Annotated in this window: 16 protein-coding genes; 13 read left to right on the forward strand and 3 right to left on the reverse strand. The window is 66.3% G+C overall.

The features are described from left to right. Positions 1–71: 71 nt before the first annotated feature. Entirely contained in the window at positions 72–431 is a 360-nt protein-coding gene (locus tag LQ144_RS03140; protein ID WP_230117105.1) for a class I SAM-dependent methyltransferase, read from the reverse strand. Between the two features lie 73 nt (positions 432–504). Then, entirely contained in the window at positions 505–1,365 is an 861-nt protein-coding gene (purU, locus tag LQ144_RS03145) for a formyltetrahydrofolate deformylase (protein WP_230117106.1), read from the reverse strand. 301 nt (positions 1,366–1,666) lie between these two features. Between purU and glyA the strand changes: the two genes are divergently transcribed. From glyA to LQ144_RS03210, 13 genes are all read left to right on the forward strand, one after another. Next, on the forward strand, positions 1,667–2,974 hold the full coding sequence (gene glyA, locus LQ144_RS03150) for a serine hydroxymethyltransferase (protein WP_230117107.1): 1,308 nt from the start codon (positions 1,667–1,669) through the stop codon (positions 2,972–2,974). An 8-nt stretch (positions 2,975–2,982) separates the two neighbouring features. Next, positions 2,983–3,894: a bifunctional methylenetetrahydrofolate dehydrogenase/methenyltetrahydrofolate cyclohydrolase gene (locus LQ144_RS03155; protein ID WP_230117108.1), complete on the forward strand. Its 912-nt coding sequence runs from the start codon at positions 2,983–2,985 to the stop codon at positions 3,892–3,894. 106 nt (positions 3,895–4,000) lie between these two features. Continuing rightward, positions 4,001–5,233: a histidine kinase gene (locus LQ144_RS03160; RefSeq protein ID WP_230117109.1), complete on the forward strand. Its 1,233-nt coding sequence runs from the start codon at positions 4,001–4,003 to the stop codon at positions 5,231–5,233. Further along, a complete protein-coding gene (locus LQ144_RS03165) occupies positions 5,230–5,895 on the forward strand; it encodes a response regulator transcription factor (protein WP_230117110.1) in 666 nt (221 codons plus the stop codon). Before LQ144_RS03160 ends, LQ144_RS03165 begins: the two co-directional genes overlap by 4 nt. Positions 5,896–6,084: 189 nt before the next feature. Further along, positions 6,085–6,399 carry an SHOCT domain-containing protein gene (locus LQ144_RS03170; RefSeq protein WP_230117111.1) on the forward strand — a complete coding sequence of 105 codons (315 nt, stop codon included), beginning with the start codon at positions 6,085–6,087 and terminating at the stop codon, positions 6,397–6,399. A 163-nt stretch (positions 6,400–6,562) separates the two neighbouring features. Continuing rightward, complete coding sequence (locus tag LQ144_RS03175) at positions 6,563–7,534, forward strand: ABC transporter ATP-binding protein (protein WP_230117187.1); 972 nt, start codon at positions 6,563–6,565, stop codon at positions 7,532–7,534. Then, positions 7,527–8,402, forward strand: coding sequence for an ABC transporter permease (locus tag LQ144_RS03180; protein ID WP_230117112.1), 876 nt, complete (start codon positions 7,527–7,529; stop codon positions 8,400–8,402). The genes LQ144_RS03175 and LQ144_RS03180 overlap by 8 nt, the downstream gene beginning before the upstream one ends. Further along, positions 8,399–9,232: an ABC transporter permease gene (locus LQ144_RS03185; protein ID WP_230117113.1), complete on the forward strand. Its 834-nt coding sequence runs from the start codon at positions 8,399–8,401 to the stop codon at positions 9,230–9,232. Before LQ144_RS03180 ends, LQ144_RS03185 begins: the two co-directional genes overlap by 4 nt. An 85-nt stretch (positions 9,233–9,317) precedes the next feature. After that, positions 9,318–9,881: a hypothetical protein gene (locus tag LQ144_RS03190; RefSeq protein ID WP_230117114.1), complete on the forward strand. Its 564-nt coding sequence runs from the start codon at positions 9,318–9,320 to the stop codon at positions 9,879–9,881. A gap of 10 nt (positions 9,882–9,891) precedes the next feature. After that, the gene (locus LQ144_RS03195) at positions 9,892–10,725 is read left to right on the forward strand and encodes an exodeoxyribonuclease III (RefSeq protein ID WP_230117115.1); all 834 of its coding nucleotides are present in this window, start codon (positions 9,892–9,894) and stop codon (positions 10,723–10,725) included. Positions 10,726–10,743: 18 nt separating this feature from the next. Continuing rightward, entirely contained in the window at positions 10,744–11,853 is a 1,110-nt protein-coding gene (gene trpS / locus LQ144_RS03200; RefSeq protein WP_290369702.1) for a tryptophan--tRNA ligase, read from the forward strand. Between the two features lie 4 nt (positions 11,854–11,857). Continuing rightward, complete coding sequence (locus LQ144_RS03205) at positions 11,858–12,454, forward strand: 2'-5' RNA ligase family protein (RefSeq protein ID WP_230117116.1); 597 nt, start codon at positions 11,858–11,860, stop codon at positions 12,452–12,454. 94 nt (positions 12,455–12,548) lie between these two features. Beyond that, positions 12,549–13,556, forward strand: a complete 1,008-nt coding sequence (locus LQ144_RS03210) for a YihY/virulence factor BrkB family protein (protein WP_230117189.1) — start codon at positions 12,549–12,551, stop codon at positions 13,554–13,556. On the opposite strand, the gene LQ144_RS03215 is transcribed toward LQ144_RS03210, so the two are convergent. Further along, positions 13,513–14,283, reverse strand: coding sequence for an alpha/beta fold hydrolase (locus LQ144_RS03215; RefSeq protein WP_230117117.1), 771 nt, complete (start codon positions 14,281–14,283; stop codon positions 13,513–13,515). The two genes, LQ144_RS03210 and LQ144_RS03215, sit on opposite strands and share 44 nt — an antisense overlap. Between the last annotated feature and the right edge of the window lie 91 nt (positions 14,284–14,374).

Here is a 14,374-nt window from a genome sequence, read left to right on the forward strand (position 1 = left end):
AATGCAGATGCGGTGGCGGGTAATACACCCTATTTTGTCACGTGAGTGCACGCTCAGACACGGTTGGGTGGTCAGGGGAGGACGACGGCGATCGGCGCGCCTGGTGCCGCCACCCGCTCGAGTTCCCGTACGACGTCGTCCGCCTCCTCAGCGGTGAGCCCCGCCAGAGCCTGCACTGCCCACACCGCTGGGAAGCTGTGGTCCGCGAAAGGCAGGCGGGCGGGTTCCGCGACGGAAACGCTGAGGCGGCGGGAGAGGGCGTACCGGACGTTCCCGTCGAACGGGTCCACCCCGGTGTAGTGGATGCCGGCCCGAACGAACCTGAGGCCGTCCTCGCCGGGGCCGCAGCAGACGTCCAGCACTGCGTGGCGCCCCTGGGCTTTGAGCAGCGCGATGAAGGTTTCCAGCGAAGTTTCGGTCAGCAGGGTCATGGCGTTAACCAGTCTGAGTTAAAACCCGCCTGCTGGGAACAAGCCCGCGGTGACCAGGTCAGCTAAGGACGGGTCAGTTGAAAACCACTGTCCGGTTGCCGTCGAGGAGCACCCGGTGCTCGGCGTGCCACTGCACGGCCTGGGCGAGGGTCCGGCCTTCAACGTCGCGGCCCATCTGCACGAACTGCTCCGGAGTGCGCGCGTGGTCCACCCGGATCACCTCCTGCTCGATGATGGGGCCCTCGTCCAGCGCGGCGGTGACGTAGTGGGCGGTGGCGCCGATCAGCTTCACGCCGCGGGCGTGGGCCTGGTGGTACGGCTTGGCGCCCTTGAAGGACGGCAGGAAGGAATGGTGGATGTTGATGGCCTTGCCGGTCAGCTCGGTGCACAGTTCGTCGGAGATGATCTGCATGTAGCGCGCCAGCACCGTCAGTTCGACATCGTTCTCCGCCATGATGGCACGAAGCTTGTCCTCGGCCTGCGCTTTGGTGTCGGGTGTGACCGGAATGTGGTGAAACGGGATCCCGTAGAACTCCGCGAGCCCGGCCAGATCGTTGTGGTTGGAGACGATGGCCGGAATCTCGATCGGCAGCGTGCCGGAGCGCTGCAGGAACAGGAGGTCGTTGAGGCAGTGGGCGGACTTGCTCGCCATGAGCAACGTGCGGACCTTCTGGCCCACCGGGTGGAGGCTCCACTGCATGCCGAACGCCCCGGCCACGGGCTCGAGTGCCGCGTGGACGTCGGCCCGGGAGGCGGCGGTCGTTGCTTCAACGCGCATGAAGAAGGTGCCGGTGGACTGGCTGCCGTACTGCTGGGAGTCCGTAATGTTGCAGCCTGCCACGAGCAGGGCGCCGGCGACGGCGTGGACGATCCCGGGGCGGTCGGGGCAGGAAAGGGTTACTACGTACGCTTTGGCGAACTGGTCTTCAATCACGAAGAACAGCCTACCCGCGCGGAGGCCTGCCTTTTGGTAGTCTGGTGGGGTCGCAACTGGCGTTGGGTGGCTAACCACCAGGGAGCGGCAATCACGAAGACCACGGATCGTACGCCTGGGCCGAGGGTCATGTTTTGCCGGCAGGGTGCTGCGCTTCTCGAAGAGCGGTCACCCGGTTCGCTGCGGTGCCCTGAACGGACAAGCGTCCGGGACAGTCCTGTGACTTGTCATCAAGGGGCGGAGCAACGTCCCAGCCGGTAGCCTGACCTTAGCAGTGCCCATCCCTAGCCAGGAGTTCTTCGTGACTACTTCACCGACTTCCGTCAGCACTTCCTTCACCGTCAGCAACCAGCCGCTGGCTGAACTCGATCCCGAGATCGCCGCAGTACTGGACCAGGAACTCGGCCGCCAGCGCGGCACCCTGGAAATGATCGCCTCCGAAAACTTTGCACCGCGCGCTGTTATGGAAGCCCAGGGCTCCGTCCTGACCAACAAGTACGCCGAGGGCTACCCGGGCCGCCGCTACTACGGCGGCTGCGAGTACGTCGACATCGCCGAGCAGCTGGCAATCGACCGCGTCAAGGAACTGTTCGGCGCCGAATACGCCAACGTCCAGCCGCACTCCGGCGCGCAGGCCAACGCCGCCGCCCTGTCCGCCATGATCACTCCGGGCGACAAGATCCTGGGCCTCTCCCTGGCGCACGGCGGCCACCTCACCCACGGCATGAAGCTCAACTTCTCCGGCAAGCTGTACAACGTGGCGGCCTACCAGGTTGAGCAGGACAACTTCCGGGTCGACATGGACAAGCTGCGCGAGCAGGCCATCGCCGAGAAGCCGCAGGTCATCATCGCCGGCTGGTCCGCCTACCCGCGCCACCTCGACTTCGCAGCCTTCCGCTCCATCGCCGATGAAGTGGGCGCCCTCCTCTGGACCGACATGGCGCACTTCGCCGGCCTCGTGGCAGCCGGACTGCACCCGAGCCCGGTGCCGCACTCCGACGTCGTCACCTCCACCGTGCACAAGACCCTGGCGGGTCCCCGCTCCGGTGTGATCCTGGCAAAGCAGGCGTGGGCCAAGAAGCTCAACTCCAACGTCTTCCCGGGCCAGCAGGGCGGCCCGCTCATGCACGTCATCGCCGCCAAGGCTGTGGCCTTCAAGATCGCCGGCACCGCAGAGTTCAAGGAACGCCAGGAACGCGTCCTCGAGGGCGCCAAGATCATCGCGGACCGCCTCAACCAGTCCGACGTCGCCGAAGCCGGCGTCTCGGTCCTCACCGGCGGCACCGACGTGCACCTGGTCCTGGTTGACCTGCGCAACTCGCAGCTGGACGGCCAGCAGGCCGAAGACCTCCTGCACTCCGTGGGCATCACCGTCAACCGCAACGCCGTGCCGTTCGACCCCCGCCCGCCGATGGTCACCTCCGGTCTGCGCATCGGCACCCCGGCGCTGGCAACCCGCGGTTTCGGCGCCCAGGAGTTCACCGAGGTTGCAGAGATCATCGCCTCCGCACTGAAGGCAGGGTCCGGCACCGATGTGGAGGCACTGCAGGCCCGCGTGGACAAGCTGGCCGCCGACTTCCCGCTGTACCCGCAGCACGAGCAGTGGTGAACCCCTCTATGGCGCAGACCGCGAAGGTCCTTGACGGTAGGGCAGCCGCTGCCGCCATTAAATCCGAGCTGGCTGAGCGCGTGGCGGTCCTGAAGGCCCGCGGCGTCACTCCGGGCATTGCCACCGTACTCGTGGGCGCGGACCCTGCCTCGCAGCTGTACGTGTCCATGAAGCACAAGCAGTCTGTGGAGATCGGGATGAACTCGATCCAGCGTGAGCTTCCGGCGGATGCCACCCAGGCCCAGGTTGAGGCCCTCATTGACGAACTCAATGCGGATCCTGCGTGCCACGGCTACATTGTGCAGCTGCCGCTGCCCAAGCACCTGGATACCGACGCGATTCTTGAGCGGGTTGACCCCGCCAAGGATGCCGACGGCCTGCACCCGACCAACCTTGGCCGGCTGGTGCTCAATGTCAACGGCGAGATCACCTCGCCGCTGCCGTGCACGCCCCGCGGCGTCATCGAGTTGCTGGAGCGCAACGGCTACAGCCTCGCGGGCAAGCACGTCGTGGTGGTCGGCCGCGGCGTCACGATCGGCCGCTCGATCGGCCTGCTGCTCACCCGGCGGGCCGTGAACGCCACCGTGACGCTGACGCACACCGGCACCAAGAACCTCTCGGAGCTGCTGCGGCAGGCGGACGTCATTGTGGGGGCGGCGGGTGCCAAGCACATCGTCAAGGCTGCGGACATTAAGCCGGGCGCGGCCGTGCTCGACGTCGGTGTCACCCGTGAAACCGATCCCGAGACGGGCAAGAGCAAGGTCCATGGCGACATCGATCCTGCCGCTGCCGAGGTAGCCGGGTGGATTTCGCCGAACCCCGGCGGCGTCGGTCCCATGACCGTGGCGCTGCTCATGACCAACGTGGTCGAAGCCGCGGAACGCCAACTGGCAGCGGGAAGCACCTCCGGCGTCGGCTGATTTCGCTCTCCACTGCCCGGACCGTAGGGCGCCTACTCCTGCCGGAGTAGGCGCCCTACGCCGTTAAGCAGACGACGACCAGCGCGCCCGCGGCTAGGCTCGGACTATGCAGCGCCGTTTCCGGGGACCGCCCACCGCCGTCATCGTGACCGCTGTGGCGGTTTTCCAGATTGTCGGCACCTTCTTCGCCTCCGCCCGGCAGCCGGACCACCGGCCCCTGGATGTACTCGCCTTCGTCCTGCTGCTGCTGGGGCCGGCCTCGTTATCGTTGCGGCGGCGCGCTCCGCTGGTCATGCTGCCGGTTGCGGCAGCGGCCGTCACGGCCTATTTGGCGCTCGGCTATGCGTGGGGCCCGGTGTTCCTGTCGCTGGCCCTCGCCATCGTGTTCTCCGCGGCGGCCGGCAAACGCTGGCAGACCTGGGCGTTGGCAGGCGCGTGCGCTGCCGTGCTGGTGGCTGTGTCACTGCTGGCCGGCGATGACGCATCCCTGATCCGGGCCTTCGCTGGAACATCGTGGCTGGGCATCCTCGTCCTGTTCGGGGAAGGTGCCAGGCTGCGCGGCGAGCGGGTTGCCGAACGCCGCCGCCAACGTGAAGCCCGGGAGCAGGCCGCGCGCGACGAGTACCGGCTTGCGCTCGCCCGGGACATCCACGACGTCGTGGCGCACTCACTCTCGCTGATCAACGTCCGCGCCTCAGTGGCGCTGCACCTGGGGGAGAAGGATCCGGGCCAGTTCCGCCCGGCACTGGAGGCGATCAAGACAGCGAGCAAGGAATCGCTGGCGGAGATCCGCCAGCTTCTGGGAGTCCTCCGCGACGACGCCCCGCTGGGCCCGGCCCCGCTGGGCCCGGCCCGGTTGGGCCCGGCCCGGTTGGACCCTGCCCCGCTCAGCCCGGTGCCGCCGCCACAGCTGCAGCGCGTCGCCTGGCTCGCGGAAGGCGCCCGCAACGCCGGTCTGGAGGTGGTGCTGACCCAGCCGGACCCGGACGTTTCGAGCCGCCTTCCAGAGGCGGTGCAGGAGGTGGCCTACCGGATCGTCCAGGAGTCCCTGACGAATGTGGTGCGGCACGCCGGAGCGCGGAAGGCCGGCGTCGTCCTCGCCCTGGAAGATCCGGAATCACCGGCAGAGTCCGGCGGCGGCCGGCTCACCGTGACAATCGACGACGACGGCGCTGGCGCCGCCGGAGTTCCCGAAGGGAACGGCGTGACCGGAATGCGGGAGCGGGCGGCCGCCCTGGGTGGCACGCTTGAGCTCGCTGCACTCGAGCCGGGCTGGCGGGTCCGGGCCATTCTGCCGGTCCCCGCCCCGCCGCTGCAGGAGATGGACGGCAGGCCATGATCCGCATCCTGCTGGCCGACGACCAGAACCTCATCCGGGCTGGTTTCCGCGCACTGCTGAACGCCGAACCGGACATGGCCATGGTGGCCGAGTGCGGGACCGGCCGCGACGCCGTGCGCCTGGCGGCCCGCGAGCATCCGGACGTGGTGCTCATGGACATTCGCATGCCCGGCGGCGACGGGCTTGAGGCCACACGGCAGATCATGGCCGCCGAGGACCTGGCAGGCACGCGGATCATAATCCTGACCACCTTTGAACTGGACGAATACATCGCGGAGGCGGTGCGGGCCGGGGCGGCCGGATTCCTGGTCAAGGACACGGAACCGGAGGAGCTGCTCCGCGCGGTGCGCGTGGTCCACGACGGCGACGCCCTCCTGTCGCCCTCAGTGACCCGCCGCATCATGGCCCTGCTGGCCGTGCAGTCGCGTGCGTCCCGGCCCCCGGCCTCGCTGGACCAGATTACGGAGCGCGAACGCGAGGTCCTGCGGTTGGTGGGTGAAGGCCTGAACAACGCAGAGATCGCTGAACGGCTGTTCATCACGCCGCTCACGGCCAAGACGCACGTCTCCCGGATCATGACCAAGCTGCTGATCAGGGACCGGGCACAGCTGGTGGTGCTCGCCTACGAATCGGGGCTGGTGCGCCCGGGCTGGGCCGGCTGACGGCGCTGGGCTGACTCAAGGCGCTGGGCAGCTTAAAGGTGTAGGCCAAAGGCGTAGGTGCACGCCTCCTGCCGGAGTAGGCGGGCATCCCAAGGTGACTCCCGGCGGCGGACGCCCCCCCGCCGTCGAACGGCAAGACTCGGAACAGAGCCGAAAGACGGCCCTCCACCGAGAGTTTGGATGACTGAAATGCTTACTTCACTTGCCACCACCCTGGCTGCGGCGGCCTCGCAGCTGCCGGCGGACACTGTTGTATACGGGGGCCCTTGGAATGGCGGCGGCTTCTCACCGTGGTTCCTGCTGTTCCCGCTGTTCTGGATCCTGGTCATCGGGCTGTTCATTTTCGTGGCGAGGCGCACCTGGCGCCGGAACCACGAGTGGGCAACGGCCCGCGGCGGTGAAAGCGTTTTGCGGGAGCGCTATGCACGCGGCGAAATCGATGAATCGGAGTACCGCCAGCGGCTGCGGGTCCTCCGCGGCGACGCCACGACCGGCGGAAAATAGGCCCACGAAGATCGGCGCCTGCTGGGGCCGGGACCGTCAAGAGGCGGGGTCGGCCGCGGCGGCGCCGATCTTTTGAGACCGGGCTATTCCTTTGGCAGGGCCCGAGTACTAGCGTGGTGGAGTGCCTGAACTCCATTCCGCCGAAGAAACGTCTGAAAAACCTGTGTCCACCGAAGAAGCCGGGTCCGCCCACGAATCCGGGTCAGCCGCACGGCCGTACGTCATCACCGCGGAAAACCTAACCAAGACCTATGGCGACGTCACCGCCGTCGACGGCATTTCCTTCAGCGTTCCGGCGGGGGAGTCCTTCGGACTGCTGGGGCCCAACGGTGCAGGGAAATCCACCACCATGAAGATGATCGGCGGGGTGGCCCAGCGCACCTCCGGAAGCCTGACAATCATGGGCCTGGACCCGGAACAGCACGGGCCGGAGGTCCGCGCGCACCTGGGCGTCGTGCCGCAGCAGGACAACCTGGATGAGGAACTCAGGGTCCGTGACAACCTGCTGGTCTACGGCCGCTATTTTGGGCTGCCGATTAGCTACCTTAGGCCCAAAGCGGACGAGCTCCTCGAATTCGCCCAGCTGACGGACAAGGCCAAGTCCAAGGTGGACGCGCTGTCCGGCGGCATGAAGCGGCGGCTGACGATTGCACGTTCGCTCATCAACGAGCCCCGCATCCTGCTCCTTGACGAACCCACCACGGGCCTTGACCCGCAGGCCCGGCACATCCTCTGGGACCGGCTGTTCCGGCTCAAGGAACAGGGCGTCACCCTGATCCTCACCACCCACTACATGGACGAAGCGGAGCAGCTCTGCGACCGGCTCATCGTGGTGGACAAAGGCCGGATCATGGCCGAGGGGTCGCCCGCCAGCCTGATCCGGGACTACTCCACCCGCGAGGTCCTGGAACTGCGGTTCGGCTCCGAGCGCAACGCCAGCGTCGGCGCGGAACTGGAGGGAATCGGCGAACGGCTGGAGACCCTCCCGGACCGCGTCCTCATCTACACCCACGACGGTGAAGCGGCCCTCGAGGAAGTCTCCGCCCGCGGCCTCCGCCCGCTCACCTCGCTGGTGCGCAGGTCCTCGCTGGAGGACGTTTTCCTCCGGCTGACGGGCAGGAGCCTCGTTGACTGAGCCGTCGTTCGCAGACGAAGTCAAGGAGCGCCCGACGTCGGTACCTCCTTTGCGGGCCCACTCACCGGAGGTTTCGGCCGCCAAAGCAAGGCGCTGGGGCGCGTTCTACTACGCCGAGCAGGTCCTGCGGGTGATGAAGGGCTACGGCTGGTCTATCTTCCTGTACAGCGTGGGGCAGCCCGCGGCCTACCTGTTCGCCATGGGCGTCGGCCTGGCCACACTCGTGGACACCGGCGGCGCTGCGGCGTTCGGCGGCGTGAGCTACATAACCTTCATCGCGCCGGCGCTCCTCATCTCGGCCGCCGTCATGACCGCCGCCACCGAATTCACGTTCCCTGTGATGGACGGCTTCAAATGGCGGCGGGTCTACTTCGGGCCCCACGCCTCGCCGCTCACCCCCGAGCAGATCGCGGGCGGGCAGATCATCGCCGTGACCGTGCGCTTCTTCCTCCAGTCCGCCATTTACTTCGTGATCGTGGCGCTCTTCGGCGCCTCGCCGAGCGGCTGGGGCTGGGTCTCCATCCTCGTGGCCACGCTTGCGGGCCTGGCCTTCGGGCTCCCGCTGATGGCCTACGCCGCCACCATCAAGGAAGACAAAGGCCAGTTTGCCATGGTCATGAGGTTCATCGTGATGCCGTTGTTCCTGTTCTCCGGGACGTTCTTTCCGCTGGACACGCTGCCCGTTGCGGTCCGCTGGGTCGGTTGGATTTCGCCCATCTGGCACGGGACGGAGCTTGGCCGGGTCGTGAGCTACGGCTATGAGGAATCGCCCGTGCTCACCATCATCCACATTGCCTTCCTGCTCGGACTCGCCTGGCTTGGCTGGGTCCTCACCAAGCGCCAATTCGCCAGGAGGATGGGGCAGTGACAATCCTGACCCAGGGCCACGGCGTCACCGAGGAAGCGCGTAACAGGCGCTTCGGGCCGCTGTATTCACGCAACGCCAAGGCGGTGATCGGACGCGGCCTGATGGCCACCAAAAGCAGCAACTGGATGGTCATGCTGTCCGGGTTCTTCGAGCCCGTGCTGTTCCTGCTCTCCATGGGCGTCGGCATGGGCGCCGTGGTTGGAACCGTCCAGGGCCCGGGTGGCCAGGAAATCAGCTACGCGGCGTACATCGCGCCTGCCCTCCTGGCAGTCTCGGCCATGAACGGGGCCGTGTACGACTCCACCTGGAACGTCTTTTTCAAGATGAACTTCGCCAAGCTCTACCAGGGGATGCTCTACACGTCGCTGGGGCCGCTGGATGTTGCCATGGGGGAGATTTTCCTGGCGCTGCTGCGCGGACTGCTGTACGCCACGGGGTTCACCGCAGTGATGGGCGTCATGGGCCTCATCACCACGCCATGGGCCCTCCTGATGATCCCCGCCTCGGTTCTCGTCGCCTTCGGCTTCGCCAGCTTCGGCATGGGCATCACGAGCTTCATGAAGACCTTCCAGCAGATGGACTGGATCAACTTCATCATGCTTCCCATGTTCCTGTTCAGCGCCACGTTCTATCCGCTCAGCGTCTACCCGCAGTACATCCAGTGGCTGATCCAGGCCATGCCTCTCTGGCACGGCGTTGAGCTGCTGCGGCAGATCAGCGCGGGGGCTTTCACGCCCGCGACGGCCGTCCACATCGGCTACTACCTGGTGATGATCGTGCTCGGGCTCGCGCTGACCACCGGCAGGCTCAGGAGCCTGTTCCTCAAGTAGCCGTCCGCCGGTGCTGCCAGCCGGTGCTGTTCGCCCGGGGTGGAAGCGTTGCTGGCAGGGTCCGCGGGTTTGAGACAATAACTGCATGCAATCACTGGGCAGCTCCAAGTCTTCCTCCCACCCGACCAAGGGCGGATTTTCCATGTTCCGCATCAGCGGTCCCGGCCTGCTGGTTCTGATCACGGCCTTCCTGGTGGCCGTCATTTTCGCGGCCAACCAGAACGACGTCGTGGGCTGGATCGTGGCTGTCATCGCGCTGTTCTGGCTACTGCTTGCCTCATTCGTGGTTTTCAGCATCCAGAGGGCGGCCAAGAAGGCCGGAGCGAAGTTCAGCGAAGCGCAGAACGCCTTCAACGCGGCCGCCGGCCGGGCTCCGTCACGGGTATCCACGGACCAGGGCGGCACCCGCCTGGTGGGTGAACGCGGCGAAGCCGAAGAAATCCGGGACATGAAGCTGGATCACTCCTTCAAGATTGTGCAGGTGCAGGTGCGCGTTGTGGAGCAGGAGCGGGCCAAGGGCGCCGCCGCGGACCAGGACACCATCCGCCGCGCCCTGGAAACCATCGAGATCACTGCCACCAACGCCCGCGACATGATCAAGTCCTCCGGCGGCCCCGGTGAGCCGGTTACCGGAACCATCATCGACTAGAGTGGAACGGGTGAGCTCGGCATTGAAGAAGGACCACCTTCGCATCGCAACAGTCAACGTCAACGGCCTTCGTGCTGCCTACAAGAAGGGCATGGCGGAGTGGCTGGCGGAGCGCGAGGTGGACATCCTGACCCTGCAGGAAGTCCGTGCCCCGGACGCCATAGTCCACAAGCTGCTGGGCGAGGGCTGGCACATTCTGCACGCCGAAGCCGAGGCTAAGGGACGCGCGGGCGTTGCGATCGCTTCGCGTGACGAACCGCTCGCCACCCGCACGCACATCGGTGACGACTACTTCGCGCTGGCCGGCCGCTGGGTGGAAGCCGACTTCCGCGTCACTGACACTGCGGGCAAACCCGCCCAGCTGACCGTGGCGAGTGCATACGTCCACTCCGGTGAGGCGGACACGCCAAAGCAGGTGGACAAGTACCGTTTCCTGGACGTCATGTCCACCCGTTTGCCCGAGCTCTCCAAGCACAGCGACCACGCCCTGGTCACGGGCGACCTCAACGTTGGCCACACGGAACTGGACATCAAAAACTGGAAGGGCAATGTCAAACGTGCCGGCTTCCTTCCGCAGGAGCGTGCCTACTTTGACCGCTTCTTCGGCGAGGAAATCGGCTGGAAGGATGTTCACAGGGGCCTGGCGGGTACCGTCAACGGCCCCTACACCTGGTGGTCCCAACGTGGCCAGGCCTTTGACAACGACTCAGGCTGGCGCATCGATTACCACATGGCCACCCCCACCCTCGCCGCCGCAGCTGTCTCGGCGGTCGTGGACCGGGCGCCCTCGTGGGACACACGTTTCTCTGACCATGCACCGCTGGTAGTGGACTACCGGCTCTAGTTTTAAGGCCTCCGACGAATGACCTCCACCCCAATCGTGACCGACGCCGCAGCATCAGGGCAGCCAGCTGCCATCCCCGTCCTCCAACAGGATGCCGGGACCGTGCCCGGCACCGGACTCCGGCACCGCATCCTGTCCGGAATGCAGCCCTCCGCCGACTCGCTGCACCTCGGTAACTACCTCGGCGCCCTCGTGAACTGGGTGCGGATGCAGGATGAGTACGATGCCATTTTCTTCATCCCGGACCTGCACGCCATCACCGTCCCGCAGGATCCTGCCGAACTGGCCCGCCGCACGCGCGTGACTGCCGCCCAGTACATCGCCGGCGGAGTGGACGTTGAAAAGTGCACTCTGTTCGTCCAGTCGCAGGTGCCGGAACACGCGCAGCTCGGATGGGTCCTGAACTGCATTACAGGCTTCGGTGAGGCGTCCCGCATGACGCAGTTCAAGGACAAGGCGCAGAAGCAGGGCTCGGACCATGCCAGCGTGGGGCTGTTCACCTACCCCATCCTCCAGGCCGCGGACATCCTGCTCTACCAGCCTCACGGCGTGCCTGTGGGCGAGGACCAGCGCCAGCACGTGGAACTCAGCCGCGACCTCGCCGCCCGGTTCAACACCCGCTTTGGCGAGACGTTCACAGTACCCAAGCCCTTCATCCAGAAGGATTCTGCCAAGATCTACGATCTACAGCATCCCACCGCCAAGATGTCCAAGTCCGCCGAGTCGCCTGCCGGCTTGATCAACCTGCTCGACGATCCCAAGGTCACCGCCAAGCGGATCAAGTCGGCCGTGACGGACGCCGAGACCGAGATCCGTTTCGACCGCGAAACCAAGCCGGGCATCTCCAACCTGCTGACCATCTACTCGGTGATCACCGGCCAGAGCGTTGAGCAGCTGGTCGCGGCCTACGAGGGCAAGATGTACGGTCACCTCAAGGTGGACCTTGCCGAGGTGGTGACGGAGCACCTCACGCCAATCCGCAGCCGCGCCAACGAACTGCTGGCCGATCCCGCCGAGCTGGACCGGCTCCTCGCCCACGGGGCGGACAAGGCGCGTGAAATCGCCGCAGCCACCCTGCAGGACGTCTATGCCAAGGTCGGCTTCCTTCCGTACGCCGGAGCCCGCTAAACCGATGCCTGCCAACAGGAGAGTCGGCGATGGAATGAGCCTCGGGGTCATTCTGGGCTTCCCGCCTGGAATCGCCGAGGAACTGCAGCGATGGCGGGCATCCTTCGGGGACCCCATGGCCACGGTCATTCCGGCGCACATCACGCTCGTCACCACCACGCCCACCCATGACTGGGAGGCCGCGCGGGAACATGTCCGCAAGATCGCCCGTACCCAGGCGCCGTTCATGGTCACGATCGCCGGCACAGGGTCCTTCCGCCCGGTTTCCCCGGTGGTCTTCATCAACGTGGAAGAGGGTTTCGGGGAGTGCGTCGAACTGCACGAAAAACTGCAGACGGGCCCTCTGGCACGCGACCTGCCTTTCGGCTACCACCCCCATGTGACCATTGCCCACGATGTGGCGCCGGAAAGCCTGGACGAGGCCGAAACGGTACTGAAGAACTACAGGGCGACCTTCCCCGTGGTTAGCATGGGACTTTACGAGCACGATGCCGACGGTATTTGGCAGCTACGGGAAGAGCTTGACTTTGGCACCGAACCTGACGACGAACGAGAGCAACTCCGAGCCGCAGACGCCGGCGGAGCAGCCGCTTCCCACTGAACGTGCCCGCCTAAAGCTGGAGGTCATCCGCAAAAAGGTTGAGTGGGGCAAGGTGCGCCGGTCGGGCAAGGGAACTGTGCCCCAGCTCTTGGCCATGATCCAGTGGCTGATGGCCCGGCTGAACGCCTTGCGGCCCATGCGCGCCTTCCAGCACTACAACCTTCAGCACGGTCCGCTCATGAGCGCCGGCATCGGCTTCAACATGTTCTTCTCCATTACGGGCCTGCTGACCACCGGGTTCTCCGTTGCGGGCCTTGCGCTCCGGGGCCAGCCGGCCCTGCTTGACCGCATCATCGCCAGCGTGGCAGAAAGCGCGCCGGGCCTCCTGAAGGTCAATGGCGGCGAGGGCCTGGTGGACCCCAAGGATCTCCTCAACCCTGACGGGCTGGGCTGGACCGCGGTCATCGCAGCCGTCGTTACGGTCATCACCTCGCTGGGCTGGATCGCCGGCCTGCGCGAGGGCCTGCGCGGCGTTATGATGCTGCGTCCGCTGAAGCTCAACCCCGTGGTCCTGAAACTGCACGACGCCGGCACGCTGCTCCTGCTCGGCCTGGCCCTGGTGATCAGCTCGGGTGCGTCGCTGGTCTTTGGCACCGCGGCCGGCTGGGTGATCGGGCTGCTCAAGCTGGACCGCGCCGTGGCCGTCCCGCTCGCAACCGTGATAAAAATCGCCGTGCCGCTGGTGCTCAGCTGGATCACGGCGCTCATCATGTTCCGCCTGGCCGGCGGCCTGAAGCTGTCCCGGCGGGCCTTGCTGGAAGGGACCATCCTCGCCGGTGTGGGCACCGCCATCCTGCAGGTCTTCAGCACCGAACTCCTGGCCGGCGCCGGGCGCAATCCCATCCTGGCGCCCTTTGCGATCATCGTGGGGCTGCTCATCTGGTTCAACCTGGTCAGCCGGGTCTACCTCGTGGCCGCTTCCTGGTCAGCGATCCGCGAAGAGGACCTGAAGGCCGCGCCGGCGGCCAGGCAGACGGGCTGGGGGTCACGGCAGGTGCAACCTGGGAAAACCCCCGTGGAGCGGCACCACGCGGCCGAGCACCCGCGCCCGGTGGCAGTCAGTGCCCGGCGTCGAGGTACTGATCGGCCCACGCCGCGATAATCTTCGCTGCCCGGGCCGCCTGTCCCTTGCCCGTCAGCAGGTGATCGCTGCCCTCAAGGGAGACAAAGTTCCTAGGATGGCGTGCCGTCTGGAAGATTGTGCTGGCGTTTTCAATGCCCACGGTGTTGTCCGTGGGGGAGTGCAGGACCATCAGGGGCCTGTGCAGCCGCTTGATGCAGTCGGTAAGGTCGGCGTTTTCGAGGTCCTCCACGAAGTGCCTGCGGATCTCCACGCGCTTGCCGCCGAGGTCCACCTCCGCACTGCCTTCGCTGAGGATCTTGTCCAGGGCGGCGTCGAAGACATGGGCCACGTGCTTGGGTGAAAACGGCGCCCCAACAGTGGCCACAGCGTCGAGCTCCGGAATTTCGGAGGCGGCGGCAAGGACGGCGGCGCCGCCAAACGAGTGGCCCACCAGGAGGGAGACCGGCCGGCCTTCGGCGCGCATGTACTCTGCAGCTCGGACAGTGTCGGCCACCTTGTGGCTGAAGGATCCCTCGGACCACAAGCCGGCCGAGTCGCCCAGGCCCAGGTTGTCGAAGCGGAGCATGCCGATCCCGTTGTCCGCCAGCGCCTTACACATCCGCGACGCCGCGGGACTGTCCTTGCCCAGTGTGAAGCCGTGCGAAAACACCCCCCAGCCCCTGACGGGCCCTTCGGGCAGGTCGACGATCCCGGAGAGCATCTCGCCGGTGGACCCTTCAAAGGTGATTTTCTCGGAACGTGACATGAGGCCCCTTGGTGACGGCGGAGAGGTTGCGGTGGTTGTCGTTAAACGACGACGGCGCCACTCACCGCACGCTTGCCGCGCATGGTGAGAG

Origin of the sequence: Arthrobacter sp. Bi83 (genome assembly GCF_918698095.1) — a bacterium.
Lineage (GTDB): Bacteria > Actinomycetota > Actinomycetes > Actinomycetales > Micrococcaceae > Arthrobacter.